This is a genomic window from Actibacterium ureilyticum, assembly GCF_002285435.1.
GTDB lineage: Bacteria > Pseudomonadota > Alphaproteobacteria > Rhodobacterales > Rhodobacteraceae > Actibacterium_C > Actibacterium_C ureilyticum.
The window spans coordinates 311,919-330,085 of the sequence record NZ_NSBT01000026.1; the positions used below are offsets into that span (position 1 = coordinate 311,919).

Sequence of the window (18,167 nt, forward strand, 5' to 3'; positions counted from 1 at the left end):
AAGCGCGGTGGGGGCAAAGACTGCGTCGGGGACATTGGGATGACTGAACCGGTTGAAAAAGGCCACAGCACGGCCATGCTGGCCATGATTGTTGCGGGGCTTCTGGCGGCAGGGGGCGTGGCGTGGCTGCTGCGTCCCACACAGGCGCCTGCGCCGCTGGCCGCCGTGCCGCCACAGGGCGCCGATGCGCCCGAAACCGCCGCCGTCGCGCCCGAACCCGTCCCCGAACCCGTGCAGGATACGCCAACCGCCGCGGCCGACGCGCCCGCGCCATCCACAGCCGCGCCGGAACAGGCACAAGCCGACGCGCCGCCGCCGCCCGAAACACCGGTGCCCGCCCCCGAAGCCCCGGTTCTGGCCGATCCCGTCACGCCCAGCTTTGACGTGGTGCGCGTGGCGCCCGATGGCGCGGCGCTGGTCGCCGGACAGGCCGCCCCGGGGGCCGAGGTCACCGTGCGCCTGGGCGCGACCGAAGCGGCCCGCGCCGTGGCCGATGCGCGCGGACAGTTCGTGGCGCAGTTCGATGTCGCGCCGGGCGAAGCGCCGCAGGCGATGTCGCTGTCGGCCAAGGACGCGCAGGGCACACAGGCGGCCTCGACCCAGACGGTGATCATCTCGCCCGTGGCGGCGCCCGAACCGGCACCCGCCGCCGATGTCGCCACCGCCGAGGCGCCCGGTGAACCCCCCGCCGATCCGGCGGCTGACCCCGCCGCGCCGGTTGCGGCCACAGACCCCGCGCCCGAGCCCCCGGCGCCCGCACAGGCCCCGGCGGTCGTGCTGGCCGATCAGGGCGGTGTGCGCGTGTTGCAGGGTGGCGCCGCGCCCGATCAGCTGGTGATCGAAGCGATTTCCTATAGCGCCAGCGGCGCGGTCGTCCTGGCGGGACGGGCGCTGCCGCAGGCCTTTGTCCGGCTTTATCTGGACAATGCCGAGCTGGGCACGCTGCAAAGCGGGACGGACGGGCGCTGGTCGGGCACGTTCGACGGGATCGCGCCGGGGCTTTACACCCTGCGCGCCGACGAGCTGGACACCGCCGGCAAGGTGATCGCGCGGACCGAAACCCCGTTCAAGCGCGAGGCGCCCGAGGCGCTGGCACAGGTGCTGGCGCCCGCGCCCACACCCGCCCCGGCCGCACCCGCCGAGACGCCGGCGGACACCGCCGCCACCCCGGATCCTGCGGCCCCCGCCACCCCGGCGGTGCAGGTCGTGACCGTCCAGCCGGGCTTTACCCTGTGGGGCATCGCCCAGGAAACCTATGGCGACGGGCTGCTTTACGTGCAGGTGTTCGAGGCCAACAAGGGCCTGATCCGCGATCCCGACCTGATCTATCCCGGCCAGGTCTTCGACGTGCCGCAGCTGCAATAGCGCACTGGTCATTCCCCGCACCGCGACCTAGGTTCTTTCTGAAATCCAGAAAGGACCCGCATGCCCCCAAGACCCACGACCTTCGACCCGGATCAGAAGATGCGCGCCAGCGGCTGGCGCACGATCCGCCGCGTGGTGCCCTATCTGTGGCCCGACGGGCAGGGATGGGTCAAACGCCGTGTGGTGATCGCGCTTGGCTTTCTGGTGGTGGCGCGGCTGATCTCGGTCGCGACACCGTTCCTGTACAAGGGCGCGGTTGACAGCCTGACGGGCGAAACCGGCAATGACGCGGCCTGGATGCTGGCCATCGGGGCGATCGGGCTGACCGTGGCCTATGGCATGGCGCGGATGATGACCGTGGGCTTCCAGCAGCTGCGCGATGCGGTCTTTGCCAAGGTTGGCCAGCGGGCACTGCGGCGGCTGGCGCTGGAGACCTTTACCCATATTCACCGCCTGTCGATGCGCTATCACATCACGCGCAAGACCGGCGGCCTCAGCCGGATCATCGAACGCGGCGTCAAAGGGGTCGAGTTCCTGTTGCGGTTCCTGCTGTTTTCCATCGGCCCGCTGGTGCTGGAGCTTTTGATGATCGCCGTGGTGCTGTTCGTCGTGTTCGACGTCTGGTACCTGGCCATCGTTATGGCGACCATCGCGACCTATGTCTGGTTCACGTTCAAGGTCACCGAATGGCGGGTGCGCATCCGCAAGCAGATGAACGACCAGGACACCGATGCCAATCAAAAGGCTATCGACAGCCTGCTGAATTTCGAAACCGTCAAGTATTTCGGCGCGGAATCGCGCGAGGCGGCGCGCTATGACAGCGCGATGGCGGGCTATGAACAGGCCGCGCTGAAGACCTCCTACTCGCTGGCGGCGCTGAATTTCGGGCAGTCGCTGCTGATTTCCAGCGGGCTGATCGGGGTGATGGTGCTGGCCGCGCTGGGGGTGCAATCGGGGCAGCTGACGGTGGGCGATTTCGTCATGGTCAACGCCTATATGATCCAGATCACCATGCCGCTGAACTTCTTGGGCACGGTCTATCGCGAGATCCGGCAAAGCCTTGTGGATATGGGCGAGATGTTCGATCTGCTGGAGCAACCGGCCGAGGTCGCCGACAAGCCCGGCGCGCCCGATCTGCGCTGTGACAAGGGCCAGGTCGAGCTGCGCGATGTCGTCTTCGGGTACGAGGCCGCGCGCCCGATCCTGAAAGGCGTCAGCCTGAAGGTGCCATCGGGCGGGTCGATCGCCATCGTGGGGCCGTCGGGCTCGGGCAAATCCACCATCGGGCGGCTGCTCTTCCGTTTCTATGACGTGAATGGCGGGGCGCTGCTGATCGACGGGCAGGATGTGCGCGACGTGACCCAGGACAGCCTGCACGCCCAGATCGGCGTGGTGCCGCAGGACACGGTGCTGTTCAACGACACGATCCTCTACAACATCGCCTATGGCCGCCCCGAGGCGACACGCGCCGAGATCGAGGCCGCCGCCCGTGCCGCCAAGATCCACGATTTCGTCACCGCGCTGCCCGACGGGTATCAGACCATGGTGGGCGAACGCGGCCTGAAGCTGTCAGGGGGCGAGAAACAGCGCGTGGGCATCGCGCGCACGCTGCTGAAGAACCCGCCGATCCTGTTGCTGGACGAGGCGACCAGTGCGCTCGACAGCGAGACCGAGGCGAGTATCCAGAGCGAGCTCAAGGCGATGGGGCAGGGGCGCACGGTTCTGACCATCGCGCACCGGCTGTCGACCATTGTCGATGCCGACGAGATCGTGGTGCTGGAGGATGGCGTGATCGTGGAACGCGGCCGGCACGAGGCGCTGCTGGAGCGCAACGGCCGCTATGCCGCCATGTGGCAGCGCCAGAAGGCGGGCGAGGACGCGGACCAGGCCGCTGCCTGATCCGCGCGTCGGTCGTGCGGGTCGGGGATCAATCCGCGGCCAGCTCGGCCTTGATCTGTTCGATCTTCGCGTTGCCGGTGCCCATGACCTTGGCCGACAGGGTCCAGGTCGGTTTGGCGGTGTTGTCTTCGCCGGCGTTCGGGGTATCGGCCAGTACAGGGCCGCTTAGCCCCAGAAGGAAAGCGAAGACCATGATGAAGCGGGTCATCTGCAGTCTCCTTTAGCTTTGCTGGGTATCGGGCGGACGCGGCTGCATCCGTCACAGGACACAGATGGGGCGCGAAGCGCTGCCCATCAATGCACAGACCGCTCAGATAAACGTGAACTTGGCGCGAGATTGCACAGCGATTGTGCAGACCGTGTTTCAGGCCCCGCGCCGGGTCATTCCGCCGCCCGCAGGGGCGGGTGGCTGCCATCGGGGCTTTGGCTGTCGGCGTCGGGCGCCGCATCCGTGCCGGTCCAGATGATATCCGTGGCGTTGACCTTGCGTGCGGCCTGGGCCAGCGCGATGTCCCGCGCCTGGGCGCTGTCGCGGCCCAGTGACAGGGCCCGCACGGCCGAGACCCCGCGATAGGCGCCGGTCCAGAACCAGATCCGCAGCGCCAACATCGCGGGCGTGAAGATCAGCGTCAGAACCGTGGCCACGCCCAGCCCGAACACCACCGCCGTGGCCAGCTGTTTCCACCACAGCGCGGTCGGGCTGTCGATGGAATAGCCGCCGCCGATGAAATCCAGCGACAGGCCCATCATCATCGGCGCCAGCCCCGCCATCGTCGTGACCGTGGTCAGCAGGACGGGCCGGATGCGCGCCTGTGCGGTGCGTTCGATCGCCTGCAGGCGCGGCATGTACTGGCTGTATTCCTGATAGGTGTCGATCAGCACGATATTGTTGTTCACCACGATCCCCGCCAGCGCGACGATGCCCGTGCCGGTCATGATGATCGAAAACGGCTGCCCCATGGCCAGCATCCCGATCAGCACACCGGTGGTCGACAGCACCACCGCCAAGAGCACCAGAACCGCGTTGTAGAAGCTGTTGAACTGCGCCAGCAGGATGATGAACATCAGCCCCAGCGCGCCCACAAAAGCCTTGGACAGAAACGCCTGGGATTCCGCCTCGTCCTCCTGGTCGCCGGTCCATTCCCAGCTCAGGCCCGCGGGCAGGGGATCGGTTTCCAGCCATTCGGTCAGGGCGGCGATGCGTTCGTTGGGGTTCACGGGCGTCACGGTCAGCGCGCCATCGGCCACCTGCTGGCGCAGCGCCGGGGCATCGGCGCCGGGCGCGAACAGCAGCGTGCCATCGGCATCGGTGCCGGTGGACAGCGCAACCGTTTCGCCCGCGTCATCGACCAGCTTGGACATGCCGTCCTGCACGCCCGCCTTGATGTCGAAATAACGCTCCTGATCCACGCGGGTGATGCGGCCCAGTTTCTTGACCGGCGTGCGGGTGATGAAATTCGACAGCGGCACAAGCCCGTCGGTGGTGCGCACCTTCAGGCTGTCCAGCGTGGACAGGACGCGGTCATCCTCGGGCAGGCGAACGCGGATCTCGATCTCTTCGTCAGAGGAGGGCACGCGCATGTTGTCCAGAAACAGCCCGCGCGTCACCAGCTGGACCATGCCGCCCACGGTCGCCACATCGGCGCCATAGCGGCCGGCCTGTTCCACATCCACGTCGATCTGCCAGTCGATGCCGGGCAGGGGCAGGGTGTCTTCGATATCGCGCAGGGCGGGGGTTGTGTCGAATTGCGCACGCGCCAGGGTGGTGGCTTCGATCAGGTCGTCCCAATTGTCGCCCCGGATGCGCAGATGCACCGGCTTGGCCGAGGCCGGGCCGCGCGATTGCGACAGGATCTCGGTCCGGATGCCGGGCAGGGTGGCCAGTTGCGCCTCCAGCTCGTCCAGCACGATATCGCCATCCAGTTCGGGGATATCCTTGCGGTCGTCCCAGCGCACCAGTTCCAGCTGGATCTGGCCGATGGTGTCCAGCGGCGGCTGCGCGCCGCCGGTGTTCTGTTCCAGCCCGCCCTCGCCGGCAAAGGCAAAGGCGCTGTCGACGCCGGGATGGGCCAGGACGATTTCCTCGGCCTGCTCCACCAGCGCGTCCTTTTCGTCCAGCGACAGGTTGCCCCGCGCCCGGACATAGACGATGGCCAGCTCGGGCTCGGAATCCACGAAGAACTCGACGCCCTTGTTGTTCTGGCCATAGGCGATGAAGGTCGCGACGACAAAGCCGATCACCGCCACCACGGCCACGATGGGCATGATCGGATTGCCGGTGATGAAACCGATGAACCGCCCGAAAAGCGACCGGCGGTGGCCCGCGCGGATGCGTTTGCGCGGCCGTTCGATCCGCGCCGCCGTCAGGGTGATCGAGCTGCCCGCCGCACCGACCATGAACAGCAGCACGCCAAAGGCCACACCGGCCGCGCCCGCGCCGTCACCCAGCAGGTAGCCGGGGTTCAGCATCTGCATCGCGCCCAGAAACGCGATATACATCGTGACCGGCACCATCGCCGCGCGCCAGATCCATTTCAGCCCCATCAGATGCGCCGCCGCCCGATCCAGGATCCGCGACCAGCGGCCCGCGACCCCACCCATCACCGGCAGATAGATCAGCGCTACCACCAGCGAGGCCGACAGCACGAAGATCAGCGTGACCGGCAGCATGCCCATGAATTCGCCCGGCACACCGGGCCAGAACAGCATCGGCAGGAACGCGCACAGCGTCGTCGCGGTCGAGCTGACGATGGGCCAGAACATCCGCTTTGCGGCATCGGTAAAGGCATGCATGGGGCCCACGCCCTCGGATATCCGGCGGTCGGCATATTCCACCACCACGATGGCGCCATCCACCAGCATCCCCACCGCCAGGATCAGACCGAACATCACGATATTGGAGATCGAGATTCCCATCACCCCCAGCAGCACGAAGCACAGCAGGAACGAGGTCGGGATCGCGAACCCCACCAGAAAGGCCGAGCGCGTGCCAAGAAAGGCCAGCACCACGATCATCACCAGCGCGATCGCGGTCAGGACGGACCCCTCAAGCTGGCGCACCATCGAATTCACCGTGACCGACTGGTCCATCGACGTGCCGACGGTCACGGCCTCCTGCAGGTCGGTCGACCACGCGGCGCGCTCTTCCTCGACCACTTCGCGGATCAGGCGCGAGGTGTCGATGATGTTATAGCCCTTGCGCTTGACCACCTGCAGGGCGACGGTGTTTTCGCCGTTGAAGCGGGCAGTGCCGGTGCGGTCCTCGAATGTCAGGCGGATCTCGGCCAGATCGCCCAGCGTGACCACACGGTCGCCATTGGTCTTGACCGGCAGGTCATAGACATCCTGCGGGCTGTCGAAGCTGGACGGGATCTTGACCGAAAACGCGCCCTGTGCGGTTTCGACCTCGCCCGCGGCGATCAGCTGGTTGTTGTTCTGCACGACCGAGATCAGCTCGCCCGCGGTGACGTTATAGGCCTCCAGCCGCAGCGGGTCGATCACCACCTCGAGCATCTCGTCGCGATGCCCGGCCAGCCCGGCCTCCAGCACCGGTTCCAGCCCCTCCAGCCGGTCCTGCAGGTCCTTGGCCACGCGCAGCAGCGTGCGTTCCGGCACCTGACCCGACAGGTTCACGATGATGATCGGGAACTCGGAAAAGTTGATCTCGTTGATCGAATATTTCTCGGCGCCCTCGGGGAAATCGGCCTCGGCCGTGTTCATCGCGTCGCGCACATCGGCCAGGATCTTGGTCTTGTCCCAGCCGAATTCGAATTCCAGCGCCAGACCGGCATAGCCTTCGGCGGCGGTGGCGCTCATTTCCTTCAGCCCGTCCAGATCCGAAAGCTCGGTCTCCATCGGCTTGATCAGCAGCTTTTCGGAATCCTCGGCGGAAATGCCGGGGAAGGGGACCGAGATGAACAGCGCCGGGATTTCGATATCCGGCTCGCCTTCCTTGGGCAGCGTGCCATAGGCCAGCGCCCCGGCCAGGATCGACAGCGCAATGAAGGCGATGATCATTCTGGCCCGGCTGGCGGCCCAATCGATAATGCCGGTCATCAAGTCTATTCCCTGAATGTCGGGGCGACGGGCACCCCGTCGGTCACGAACTCCTGCCCGATGACGATAATATCCGCGATTTCGGGCAATCCGTGGACCCAGACGCCCTCGACCGTGTCGCGCAGGACGTGAACGGGCAGAAATTGGGCATGTCGTTCGGCATCGACGATCCGGACGCCGATCTTGCCATCGTCATTCAGCGTCAGCGCCGATTGCGGCAACAGATGCGCCACGGCCTCGCCCGCGGTCATCACGATTTCGGCGGTCTGGCCGTCGCGGATCGACAGATCGGCGTTTTCCACGTCCGCCTCGACCCGGAAGGTGCGGGTGGTTTCATCCGCCGACCGGCTGAGAAAGCTGACCGCGCCCGCCACCTGCCGCCCCGAGGCCAGCCGTGCCTCGACCGGGCTGTTCAGGGTGATCTTGTCGATATCGGTTTCCGGCAGGAACCCCACCAGCTTGATCGGGTCCAGCTGGATCACCGTCGCGCAGGTCGTGCCGGCCTGCAACAGGCTGCCCAGCTCGGCGCTGTCGGTTTCCAGAAGCCCCGCGAAGGGGGCGTCGATGGTCAGCCGTTCGATTTCCTTCTTGGCCGATGCCACGGCGGCTTCGGCGGCGCGGATCGCGCTCTGGGCGGTTTCCAGCCCGGATTTGGCGGCCTCGACCCCGGCCTCGGCCGACGAAACCGCCGCCGCCGTCGCCGCCGCGCGGGTTTCCGAGGCATAGCCATCGTCGCGCAGGCGCGCCGCGGCGCGGTCGTTGATATTCGCCTCGTTCAGCAGCGCCTGTGCCTCGATCAGGCGGGCCGCCGCCGATGGCAGCCCGGCGCGGGCCTCGGCCAGACGGGCCTCTGTCTCCAGCAATGTCGCCTCGCGCGTCCCGGGGTCGATCTGGCACAGGGTCTGGCCCGCTTCGACAAAAGCGCCCTTGCGCAGCGGGGCCGAGATCACGGTGCCGGTGGTTTCGGCGCGCACCTCGACCGACCGGGCGGCTTCGGTCCGGCCCCGCACCAGCACGCTACCGGTGACCGTCTGGGCCTGCGACCGGCGGGCCACGACCGACACGCGGTGGGCGTCCTCGGGGTCGGCGGGGGTGGCGTCGGCCTGTGCGGCCTCGGGCTCTTTCGGGGTGACACCGGCCACAGCGAGAAGCCAGTCCCGCTGCAACACCAATAGGTAGAGCGCCACGGCAACCAGGCAGGCTGTCAGAATTGACACGATACGCATGTGATCCTCGAGATTTGTCGGCCCATCTGGAATATGGTTCGGCGGCGTGGCTATTCCAACCGGTGGCTGCGCAGAGATTTCCTAAACTACTCGGTTCAATTTAGAGGCTTTGAATTTGACTTGCAAGCTTTCAGCGGCTGCCCGCGTGCGGGGCTTGGCAATTGCGCAATCGGTGCGATAAGTAACGCCGACATACGTGATGCAAAAGGCAGGCCGGGATGAGCAACAGCGACAGTTTCATTGACGAGGTGACCGAAGAGGTCCGCCGCGACCAGCTCTATGCGAAATTCCGCCGCTATGGCTGGATCGCGGTGCTGGCGGTGCTGTTGCTGGTGGGCGGCGCGGCCTATAGCGAATGGCAAAAGGCGCGCGCGCAGGCCGCCGCACAGGCGCTGGGCGACAATCTGATCGCCGCGCTGGGCGCGCCGGATACCGCCGCCCGTGCCGCCGCGCTGGATGCGCTGGCACTGGATGCGGCGCCGGGGGCGCTGCGCGATCTGCTGGCCGCGGGCGAGGAAAGCACGGCCGACGATCGCAGCCCGGCCATCGATCGTCTGACTGCCCTGGCCGATGACAGCACCGCGCCTGTGGTCTATCGCCACCTGGCCGCTTTGAAAGCGGTGTGGCTGATGGGGCAGGACAGCGATGCCGACCAGCGCCGGGCGCTGTTGCAGCCGCTGTCCCAGGCCGGTCAGCCCTTTGCGCCGCTGGCCCAGGAACAGCTGGCGCTGATCGCGGTCGAAACCGGCGACACGGCGGCGGCGGTCGCGCAGCTGCGCGATCTTATCAACAGCACCGAGGCATCGGTGGGCTTGCGTCAGCGCGCCGCACAGTTGATGGTGGCGCTGGGCGAGGATCCGGGCGCCTGAGCGGTCGGGAATGCGGCCGGAACCGGCCGGGCGAAATTTGGAATTGGGTGGTGACTGTGACCAAGACGATGACGTTTGTGATGCTGCTGGCTCTGGTTGCCGCCTGCTCGCAGGAGGAAATCCTGCCGGGCGAGCGTATCGGCGTGCGCGAGGCGCTGGAAATCGACGGCGCCGGGGACGCGGCGGGCGCCGTCAACCGGGCCGTGCCCATCAACCTGCCCGCACCGGTGGCGCTGGCCGAATGGCCGCAGCGCGCCGGCAGCGCCAGCCACGCGGTGCCGCACGCAGCGCTGAACGCCACGCTGACCCGGGTCTGGTCGGTCTCGATCGGGGCGGGCGACAGCCGCAAATACAAGATCACCGCCGATCCCGTCGTTGGTGGCGGGCGCGTCTATACGCTGGACTCGCGCAGCGCGGTCCGGGCGTTTTCGACCAGCGGCGACCTGCTTTGGAGCGCGGATCTGACGCCTGCGTCCGAGCGCAACCAGGATGCCACGGGCGGCGGTCTGGCCTATGAGAACGGCCAGGTTTTCGCTACCACGGGCTTTGGCGCGCTGGCGGCGCTGGACGCGGCCACGGGCGAAATCCAGTGGACCCAGCGCACCGATTCCGCCGTTACCGCCGCCCCGGCGGTCAAGGACGGCATCGTCTATGTGGTCAGCCGCGACAACCAGGCCTGGGCGGTCAAGGCCGAAGATGGCCGCGTGCAATGGCAATTGCCTGGCACGCCGTCGCCCTCGGGCCTGTTGGGCGGGGCCGCACCCGCCGTGTCGGACCGGCTGGCGATCTTCCCCTTTGCCTCGTCCGAGGTCGTGGCGACCCTGCGCAAAAGCGGCATCCGTGTCTGGGGCGCCTCGGTCGCGGGGCAGCGGCGCGGGCGGGTCTATGCCCGCGTGACCGACATTACCGGCGATCCGGTGATCAATGGCGATGTGGTCTATGTCGGCAATCAGTCGGGCCGCGTGGCAGCGATGCGCGCCGCCGGTGGCGCCCGGATCTGGACCGCGGAAGAGGGCGCCTATGGCCCGGTCTGGCCCGCGGGCGGTTCGGTCTTCCTGGTGTCGGACCAGGGCGAGCTGGTGCGGCTGGACGCGGAAACCGGCGAACGGATCTGGGGCGTGCCGCTGCCCTATTTCACCAAACAGAAGCCCAAGCGGTTCAAGGCGATCCATGCCAATCACGGCCCCGTTCTGGCGGGTGGACGGCTTCTGGTGGCCTCGGATGACGGGCTGATCCGGTCCTTCAACCCGGTCGATGGCACGCTTGTGTCGACCGTCGAGCTGCCCGGCGGCGCCACCACCAGCCCGGTCGTGGCCGGTGGAACGCTGTATGTCGTGTCGTCCAAGGGGCAACTCCACGCTTTCCGTTGACGCGGAACTGGTGTAACGCGGCAGCTTGATCTGTTTCGGAGCCGCTCGATGAGCTTTACCCTGGCCCTTGTGGGCCGCCCCAATGTCGGGAAATCGACCCTGTTCAACCGCCTGGTTGGCAAACGCCTGGCCCTGGTCGACGACCAGCCGGGCGTCACGCGCGACCTGCGCGAGGGCGAGGCGCGGCTGGGCGACCTGAATTTCACCGTGATCGACACCGCCGGTCTGGAAGAGGCCACCGATGACAGCCTGCAGGGCCGGATGCGGCGGCTGACCGAACGTGCGGTCGAAATGGCCGATGTGTGCCTGTTCATGATCGACGCGCGCGCCGGTGTGCTGCCCGCGGACGAGGTCTTTGCCGACATCCTGCGCCGCAAATCGGCCCATGTGATCCTGGCCGCCAACAAGGGCGAGGGCTCCGCCGCCGATGCCGGCGTGCTCGAGGCGTTTGCGCTGGGCCTGGGCGAGCCGCTGCGCCTGTCGGCTGAACATGGCGAGGGGATGGGCGAGCTTCTGTCCGTGCTGATGCCGCTGGCCGAGAAGTTCGCCGAACGCGCCGCGCAGGACGCGCCGGAAACGGATGTGGATGTCGACGACGATGCCACCGACGGTCCACGCCCGCTGACCCGCGACAAACCGCTGCAGGTCGCCGTGGTGGGCCGCCCCAACGCGGGCAAATCCACCCTGATCAACGCGATCCTGGGCGAGGACAAGCTGTTGACCGGCCCCGAGGCCGGGATCACCCGCGACGCGATCTCGACCCAGATCGACTGGATGGGCACCCCGGTGCGGATCTGGGACACCGCCGGCATGCGCAAACGCGCCAAGGTGCAGGAAAAGCTCGAGAAACTGTCGGTCTCGGACGGTCTGCGCGCGGTGAAATTCGCCGAGGTCGTCGTGGTGCTGCTAGATGTGGGCATCCCGTTCGAACAGCAGGACCTGCGCATCGCCGACCTGGCCGAGCGCGAGGGTCGCGCGGTGGTTGTCGCCGTGAACAAATGGGACTTGGAAGAGGACCGCCAAGGCAAGCTGAAGGAACTGCGCGAGGAATTCGCGCGCCTGCTGCCGCAGCTCAAGGGCGCGCCGCTGGTCACCGTGTCGGCCAAGACGGGCCGGGGGCTGGACCGTCTGCACGCCGCGATCCTGAAGGCGAACGACGTCTGGAACCGCCGCGTGCCCACCGCCGCGCTGAACCGCTGGCTGGGCGACATGGTCGAGGCACACCCGCCCCCCGCGCCGTCGGGCCGCCGGATCAAGCTGCGCTATATGACCCAAGCCAAGACCCGGCCGCCGGGTTTCGTGGTGATGTGCTCGAACCCCGAAAAAATGCCCGACAGCTATCGCCGTTACCTGATCAACGGCCTCCGCGAGGATTTCGACATGCCCGGCACGCCAATCCGGCTGACCCTGCGCGGGCAGGGGGACAAGAACCCCTATAAGGACAAGAAGAAATCGACCCCCTCGCGGCTGCGCAAGCATCTGGGCAAGCCGTCACCCAAGGGCTGAGGCGCAACCGGGGGAGGGGCGCTGCCCCTCTGGGCCGTTGGCCCATTCACCCCGGAGTATTTCGACCAAGAAGAAGCAAACGGTCTTTCATTGTTCCCCAAATACTCCCGCCGGAGGCAACGCGCGCAGCGCGCCCGGCCCAACGGGATGAGACGCCCCCGGCAGGGGGCGTCGAAGACGGGCGGGAGCGGCCCGGTTCAGCGTCCAGGCGTCAGTTCTTGCCCATGCAGCTGGCGTAATAGGTCACGGTGGCGGGCCAGTCGCTGAAGATGCCCACGACCCCGACCTTTTCGGCCAGTGCGTCGATCACCGGATACATGTCGCCATCGCTGTCGATCACATCCGCGACCGACTGGTAATACCAGCCGCCGCCGGTGGTCAGGGGACCCGAGCGTTCGATGGTCCAGGTGATGATCTTCAACCCGGCGTCGTTCGCGGCGGTGGCCAGGGCCGATGGCACGATCTGGTCATCCTCGACCGTCAGCAGCATCCAGGTCGGCGGCGCGATATAGTTCACGCCCATCGCCTTCAGCTCTTCCATCGAGTTTGGCCAGGTGGCGGGGTCCATGGGCGAATAGCCCTCGATATCGTATTCATCCATCAGATAGACCGCCTGGGCGCCGAATTCCGGCTCGGCCTCGATCCAGTATTTGATCACATCCAGGTTGAAGCTTTGCGGCCAGACATCCGCGGGCGGGATGCCTGCGGCCTTGTATTCGTCGATCATCTTCTGGGCGTAGTCGTTCATGGTGAACCCATCGAAGGGCATGTCGACCGCCGGATCCTTCAGCTCGGGCGTGAATTTGGCGCCCAGCGATTTGAACAGCTCGATCGATTCCGCGTGGGTCATCAGCGTGGCGGGTTCGACCGCATGCATGTCGGTGCGCCAGCCGGCGGTGGCGTCCATATACCCCGCCAGATCGGTCGCGTCGGCATTGGCGGCGTCCATCTTCGGCGTCAGCGTCCGGAACTCGGCCAGGGTCAGGTCGCTGGTGCGGCATTCGGCGGTGGCCTTGGTGTCGCCCTGCGCCGGGGCAAACGGGGTCACGCAGGTGCGGGCCAGATCGGTCGCCAGGATATTGGTGGTCGTGTGCAGGTCGTTCTGGGCGTGCCGGCAGACCAGTTCCTTGTCCTTGGTGAAGGTCACGTCGCATTCCAGAATGCCCGCGCCGCTGCGCGCGGCGGCGACGTTGGCCTCGACCGTGTGTTCGGGGAACATCAGCTGCGCGCCGCGATGGCCGATGGAAAACAGCGTGCGCTTGAACGGTCCCTCGGCGCAGGATTGCAGCTTCTGCTTCAGGGCCCCGTCTTCCATCCGGTCGATCAGGTAATAGGGGCGGGGGCCGATGGTGACCACATCGGCGGCGGCGGCACCGGCCAGCATCGAAAGGGCAAGAACGGAAGTCGTCAGACGCATCGTGTATTCTCCTGTTGGCATGTCGACCGGACCCGCATGGCGTGGATTGGTGACGCGGGCGTGATGGCTGCATGACATATTCTTGAACCCTGTGGCGGTCACATTGGCGGGAGCCTGCCTGCCCGTAGCGGGACGGAAATCACCCCGCAGATGCCCGACCCGTGCCGCATTTGCCCGCCAGACAGGGGCCGGTGGACCCCGTGGGACGGACAGATGACAAGGCAAGAGATCACATATCGGCTGTATCGCCTGCGCAGGCTGCTGGTGGCGGGCAGCCTGTTGCCGCTGGCCGGTCTGGCCATTGGCGCACAGATCAGCGGGCTGGGCGGGATCCTGACGGGATGGGCGCCGCTTGCGGTTGCGGGCCTGGGCCTGGCGGTGCTGACCGCGCTGCTGCTGCGGTTCCCCAATTCGATGATCGAAGGGGTTGCGCTTTCGCTGAGCCTGACGCTGACACTGGCGCTGGTGCCGCTGATCGACAGCCGCGCGCATTTCGCCGACCTGTTCCTGCCCGGCGGTGGGGGCGGGGCCGATGCGGCGGTGCATATGGCGCTGGCCTGGATGCTGGGCTTTTTCGCGCTTGTGCCGGCCATCGCTTTGCTGGACAGGGTGCGGATCGGGCAATCGACCGTGGTGTCCACCCTGCGCTACGATCTGGCGCCTGACGCGGCGTTCGACGCGCTGACGCTGAAACCCGATGTGACATCGCCCGACCGCCAGACCGGCACGCCGGACCGCGACGGGTTCTTCGACGTGACCGTCTGGTATGACGGCGCCGACCCCGAAACATTCGCGCCCGCGCGGCAAAGCCATACCTATCGCGCCCGCATTGTCGAGGCCGCGCCGCTGCGCCAGGTGACCGCCACGGTGCTGCAGGTCCAGGGCCGCACCAGCACCTCGGTCAGCGAGGTCCGGGTGACCCCCAGCGATGACGGCTGCCTGTGCGAAAGCCGCGAGGTGCAGGATCACCTGACACTGCTGTCGCGCATGAATTTTTGGCTCGCCGATTATGGTGCGGATTACCTGCAAGGGGCGCTGGACGAGGCCGCGGGCCGCGAGAGCCCCGCGCTTTGCCGCCAGTCGCAGCGGACATTCATGGGCTGGCTGGCCAGCACCATGAAACGGCAGGGCCCGGCAGGCGCCGATCCCGAATAGGCGGCGCCGGATCGGACATCGCCGCGCTTGCGCCAAGCCCGTGGTTTTGCAATGCCATCGGCATGCAAAACTCGCCTGCCGTCACCGCATCTAAACGCTTCCTGGACGGGGTCTGGACCGGCCCGGCGCCGAGCCTGCCAGAGCTGGTCGTCTTATTGGACAGGCTGCTGGTCAGCTATCATGACACCCCTGACGCCAAGGCGCCGTATGGCGAGTTCGATCCGCCGGGTAATGACTGGAAAACGCTTTATGAACAGGCAGGCCAGCGCTTTCCGGGGCTGGGGCTTTATCCAACAGCCGATCCGACGGAACCGGAATCAGGCGCATTGATGATGGGCGATGCCATTGACGACATCGCCGATATCACCGCCGATCTGCAAACGGTCGTGTGGTATGCCGATCATCACGGCGCGGCCTATGCCGACGCGTATTTCAGGGACTTCCACTTCCATTGGGGCCAACACGCGCGCGAGTTGCTGGTTCTGTTGCACGCGCTGACGCACCGATAGGCGCACTCAGACCAGCGCGCCCTCGGCCGAAATCCGCGTCTTGCCGCCCAGCCATGGGTGCAGCGCCTTGGGCAGGTCGACCGAGCCGTCGGCCTGCTGGCCGTTTTCCAGCACCGCGATCAGACAGCGCCCCACCGCCAGGCCCGAACCGTTCAGCGTGTGTACGAATTGCGGCTTGCCGCCATCGGCGGGCTTGAACCGTGCGTTCATGCGGCGGGCCTGGAAATCGCCGGTGGTCGAGACCGAGCTGATCTCGCGATAGGTGTTCTGACCGGGCAGCCAGGCCTCGATATCAAATGTCCGGCGCGCGCCGAAGCCCATGTCGCCGGTGCACAGCACCACGGTGCGATAGGGGATCTCCAGCCGCTCCAGCAGGTCCTCGGCACAGCGCAGCATGCGTTTCTGTTCGGCGTCGGATTGGTCGGGATGAGTGATCGACACCATCTCGACCTTTTCGAACTGGTGCTGGCGCAGCATGCCGGCGGTGTCGCGGCCCGCGCTGCCGGCTTCGGAGCGGAAACATTGCGTATGCGCTGTCAAGCGGATGGGCAGGGCGCCCTCGTCCAGCACATCGCCCGCAACGGAATAGGTCAGCGTGACCTCGGACGTCGGGATCAGCCACCAGCCATTGGTGGTCTGATAGCTGTCATCGCCAAACTTCGGCAGCTTGTCGGTGCCATACATCGCCTCGTCCCGCACCAGAACGGGGGTCGTGGTTTCGGTCAGGCCATTGTCGGCGGTGTGGGTGTCCAGCATGAACTGCGCCAGCGCCCGGTGGACCCGCGCCACCGCCCCGCGCAACAGGACAAACCGGCTGCCCGAGACCTTGGCGGCGGTTTCGAAATCCATGCCGGGGATCACGCCCGCGATTTCGTAATGCTCTTTGGGGGCGAAATCGAAGGCGCGCGGCGTGCCCCAGCGGTTGACCTCGACATTGTCATCTTCGTCCGCGCCATCGGGCACGTCGCCCGCGGGCAGGTTCGGGATCCGCGCCAGCATGTCGGTGAGCTTCGCATCCTCGGCCTTGGCCTCGTCATTCAGGCGCGCGACCTCGGCCTTCTTCTCGGCCACCAGGGCGCGCAGGCGCTCGAATTCGGCCTCGTCGCCGCTCGCCTTGGCTGCGCCCACGGATTTGGAGGCCTTGTTCTGCTCGGCCTGCGCGGTCTCGGCGGCCAGGATCTTTTCCCGCCGTGCGGCATCCAGCGCCAGGATCTCGGACGACACCGGCGCATCCCCGCGACGGGCCAGGGCCGCGTCAAAAGCGGCGGGATTTTCGCGGATGGCTTTGATGTCGTGCATGGGATGGCTCCAACCGATGATTCATTCTTCCGGTTGCTTTATCTCAAATGTTTCCCGATCAAAACCGATCTCGTCCTGCCAGGCGTGCCAGGCTTGGTGGAATTCGGAGTGTTCTAGGTCTGGGTCCCAGTCCAGTTCGGTTCTAGCCCAATGGTCGGGCCAGTTCGGATCATCTGGTCCAGCGCCGTCTGGTCGTTTGACCGACGCATCCGCAAACAGCTGGTTCAATTGTTCTGTTGTGATGGATACAGCTTCAAAATCCACCTCGCTAATTGAGGCACCTTGAAAATTCGCCGCAGTGAGCGAGGTGTCTTTATCCATATTCGCCACGCTGAGGTCCGCCCCCTGCATTCGCGCCCCGCTGAGATCCGCTCGCTGCATCTGCGCCAAGCGGAGGTCCGCCCCCTGCATCCTCGCCCAACGGAGGCCCGCGCCTTGCATCTGCACCATGCAGAGGTCCACCCCCTGCATCTGCGCCCCGCTGAGGTCCACCCCCTGCATCTGCGCCCTGATGAGGTTCGACCTCTGCATCTTCGCCCTGAGGAGTTCCGCCCTCTGCATTTCCGCTCCGCGAAGGTCCGCCCCCTGCATATCCGCCCCCAAGAGGTTCGCCCCCTGCAAGCGCGCATTTCTCAACCGTGCGCGTTCCAGCCGCCGAGTAGACAAGTTGAGCCCACGGAAATCGGCATAGTCGAAATTCAGCCGGAACGTCCCGTCCTCGATTGCCCGACGGGTGTCATCACGCCGGTCGATGATGTCGAAGGCGGTCAAAAGATCGTCACGCAGTGTGATGGCCGCGTCTGACGTCGGAACGCCTTTGTCATCCAAAGGCACCTCTGCCGCCACCTGTGCGCGGGCATTCTCGCGGATATAGGCACAGAGGATTTCCATGATCTGGATGTGTTCGCCGGGGTTCAGCTTGCTGATCCGCTCCAGCGCCAGAAGACCGCCGATGCGTACTTCGATACTCGGTTTACCGTTACTATCCAGCGCGCCGATGTTCTCGACCGCTTTGTTGATCTGGTCAGTGATGTGGCTCTGCTCGGCTACGTCTACCTGTTTCTGAGCCACTATCGAACGCCAGATTACGAATGGAACGCCGACAAGCGCGGCGACCACCAGCCCGGAATTTCGGATGGCCGCGTGGTGTTCTGCGTTGCTCTCGAAGGCGTCAATGCCAATCACGGCTTTGAAAAACTGCCAGAAAGTAGCAAGCACGGTGACCGCGAGGATGGCACTGGCAACCAGCGAAATTTGCCATGGAAACCACGACGGGGCCTCAATTGGCAGTTGGCGCACCCATTTCGGTTCGGATTGCGCGGCACGCAAAAGCGCGAGCAGGACAGTGAAAACCACCCCAACCCCCAATAAGGCAAGGAAAACCCAGCCGCCTTCGGATATCGGGATGTTCAGGGTGACGCCGTCTGGGTGGCGTTGGAAAATCGGGTCTTGGGTCACGAATGGCTCGGTCGAATGCGCTTGGGGTTTAGGGGGTA

Annotated in this window: 13 protein-coding genes; 7 read left to right on the forward strand and 6 right to left on the reverse strand. The window is 66.2% G+C overall.

Annotation, left to right across the window (positions count from 1 at the left end; all coding sequences use genetic code 11):
• Positions 1-39 precede the first annotated feature (39 nt).
• On the forward strand, positions 40-1,365 hold the full coding sequence (locus CLM60_RS10130) for a LysM peptidoglycan-binding domain-containing protein (protein WP_141246491.1): 1,326 nt from the start codon (positions 40-42) through the stop codon (positions 1,363-1,365).
• Positions 1,366-1,425: 60 nt separating this feature from the next.
• On the forward strand, positions 1,426-3,264 hold the full coding sequence (locus CLM60_RS10135; protein WP_095589035.1) for an ABCB family ABC transporter ATP-binding protein/permease: 1,839 nt from the start codon (positions 1,426-1,428) through the stop codon (positions 3,262-3,264).
• A 28-nt stretch (positions 3,265-3,292) separates the two neighbouring features.
• Here the strand turns inward: CLM60_RS10135 and CLM60_RS10140 are convergent, their stop codons facing one another.
• The 3 genes from CLM60_RS10140 to CLM60_RS10150 all read right to left on the reverse strand — a co-directional run bounded on the left by CLM60_RS10140 (position 3,293) and on the right by CLM60_RS10150 (position 8,546).
• A complete protein-coding gene (locus CLM60_RS10140; RefSeq protein ID WP_095589036.1) occupies positions 3,293-3,472 on the reverse strand; it encodes a hypothetical protein in 180 nt (59 codons plus the stop codon).
• 173 nt (positions 3,473-3,645) lie between these two features.
• Positions 3,646-7,320 (reverse strand): efflux RND transporter permease subunit, encoded by a 3,675-nt coding sequence (locus tag CLM60_RS10145; protein ID WP_095589037.1) that lies wholly within the window; start codon positions 7,318-7,320, stop codon positions 3,646-3,648.
• Between the two features lie 5 nt (positions 7,321-7,325).
• Positions 7,326-8,546 (reverse strand): efflux RND transporter periplasmic adaptor subunit, encoded by a 1,221-nt coding sequence (locus CLM60_RS10150; protein ID WP_095589038.1) that lies wholly within the window; start codon positions 8,544-8,546, stop codon positions 7,326-7,328.
• Positions 8,547-8,764: 218 nt separating this feature from the next.
• Between CLM60_RS10150 and CLM60_RS10155 the strand changes: the two genes are divergently transcribed.
• The 3 genes from CLM60_RS10155 (at position 8,765) to der (ending at position 12,291) form a co-directional block, all read left to right on the forward strand.
• The gene (locus CLM60_RS10155) at positions 8,765-9,415 is read left to right on the forward strand and encodes a hypothetical protein (protein WP_095589039.1); all 651 of its coding nucleotides are present in this window, start codon (positions 8,765-8,767) and stop codon (positions 9,413-9,415) included.
• Between the two features lie 68 nt (positions 9,416-9,483).
• Entirely contained in the window at positions 9,484-10,785 is a 1,302-nt protein-coding gene (locus CLM60_RS10160; RefSeq protein ID WP_095589334.1) for a PQQ-like beta-propeller repeat protein, read from the forward strand.
• 48 nt (positions 10,786-10,833) lie between these two features.
• On the forward strand, positions 10,834-12,291 hold the full coding sequence (gene der, locus CLM60_RS10165) for a ribosome biogenesis GTPase Der (RefSeq protein WP_095589040.1): 1,458 nt from the start codon (positions 10,834-10,836) through the stop codon (positions 12,289-12,291).
• A 211-nt stretch (positions 12,292-12,502) separates the two neighbouring features.
• Here der and CLM60_RS10170 read toward each other — a convergent pair whose 3' ends face one another.
• On the reverse strand, positions 12,503-13,708 hold the full coding sequence (locus tag CLM60_RS10170; protein ID WP_095589041.1) for a glycerophosphodiester phosphodiesterase family protein: 1,206 nt from the start codon (positions 13,706-13,708) through the stop codon (positions 12,503-12,505).
• 213 nt (positions 13,709-13,921) lie between these two features.
• Here CLM60_RS10170 and CLM60_RS10175 point away from each other — a divergent pair, with 213 nt between their 5' ends.
• Positions 13,922-14,863 (forward strand): hypothetical protein, encoded by a 942-nt coding sequence (locus CLM60_RS10175; RefSeq protein ID WP_095589042.1) that lies wholly within the window; start codon positions 13,922-13,924, stop codon positions 14,861-14,863.
• Between the two features lie 62 nt (positions 14,864-14,925).
• Complete coding sequence (locus CLM60_RS10180) at positions 14,926-15,372, forward strand: hypothetical protein (RefSeq protein WP_095589043.1); 447 nt, start codon at positions 14,926-14,928, stop codon at positions 15,370-15,372.
• A 6-nt stretch (positions 15,373-15,378) separates the two neighbouring features.
• Here CLM60_RS10180 and serS read toward each other — a convergent pair whose 3' ends face one another.
• Together serS and CLM60_RS10190 are read right to left on the reverse strand one after the other, a co-directional pair.
• On the reverse strand, positions 15,379-16,671 hold the full coding sequence (gene serS, locus CLM60_RS10185; RefSeq protein WP_095589044.1) for a serine--tRNA ligase: 1,293 nt from the start codon (positions 16,669-16,671) through the stop codon (positions 15,379-15,381).
• Positions 16,672-16,692: 21 nt separating this feature from the next.
• Positions 16,693-18,129 (reverse strand): pentapeptide repeat-containing protein, encoded by a 1,437-nt coding sequence (locus tag CLM60_RS10190; protein WP_095589045.1) that lies wholly within the window; start codon positions 18,127-18,129, stop codon positions 16,693-16,695.
• Positions 18,130-18,167: the final 38 nt, after the last annotated feature.

Coding starts and splice junctions, on each gene's coding strand:
- CLM60_RS10130 (WP_141246491.1), top strand. CDS start 40: ATGACTGAACCGGTTGAAAAAGGCCACAGCACGGCCATGCTGGCCATG.
- CLM60_RS10135 (WP_095589035.1), top strand. CDS start 1,426: ATGCCCCCAAGACCCACGACCTTCGACCCGGATCAGAAGATGCGCGCC.
- CLM60_RS10140 (WP_095589036.1), bottom strand. CDS start 3,472: ATGACCCGCTTCATCATGGTCTTCGCTTTCCTTCTGGGGCTAAGCGGC.
- CLM60_RS10145 (WP_095589037.1), bottom strand. CDS start 7,320: ATGACCGGCATTATCGATTGGGCCGCCAGCCGGGCCAGAATGATCATC.
- CLM60_RS10150 (WP_095589038.1), bottom strand. CDS start 8,546: ATGCGTATCGTGTCAATTCTGACAGCCTGCCTGGTTGCCGTGGCGCTC.
- CLM60_RS10155 (WP_095589039.1), top strand. CDS start 8,765: ATGAGCAACAGCGACAGTTTCATTGACGAGGTGACCGAAGAGGTCCGC.
- CLM60_RS10160 (WP_095589334.1), top strand. CDS start 9,484: ATGACGTTTGTGATGCTGCTGGCTCTGGTTGCCGCCTGCTCGCAGGAG.
- der (WP_095589040.1), top strand. CDS start 10,834: ATGAGCTTTACCCTGGCCCTTGTGGGCCGCCCCAATGTCGGGAAATCG.
- CLM60_RS10170 (WP_095589041.1), bottom strand. CDS start 13,708: ATGCGTCTGACGACTTCCGTTCTTGCCCTTTCGATGCTGGCCGGTGCC.
- CLM60_RS10175 (WP_095589042.1), top strand. CDS start 13,922: ATGACAAGGCAAGAGATCACATATCGGCTGTATCGCCTGCGCAGGCTG.
- CLM60_RS10180 (WP_095589043.1), top strand. CDS start 14,926: ATGCAAAACTCGCCTGCCGTCACCGCATCTAAACGCTTCCTGGACGGG.
- serS (WP_095589044.1), bottom strand. CDS start 16,671: ATGCACGACATCAAAGCCATCCGCGAAAATCCCGCCGCTTTTGACGCG.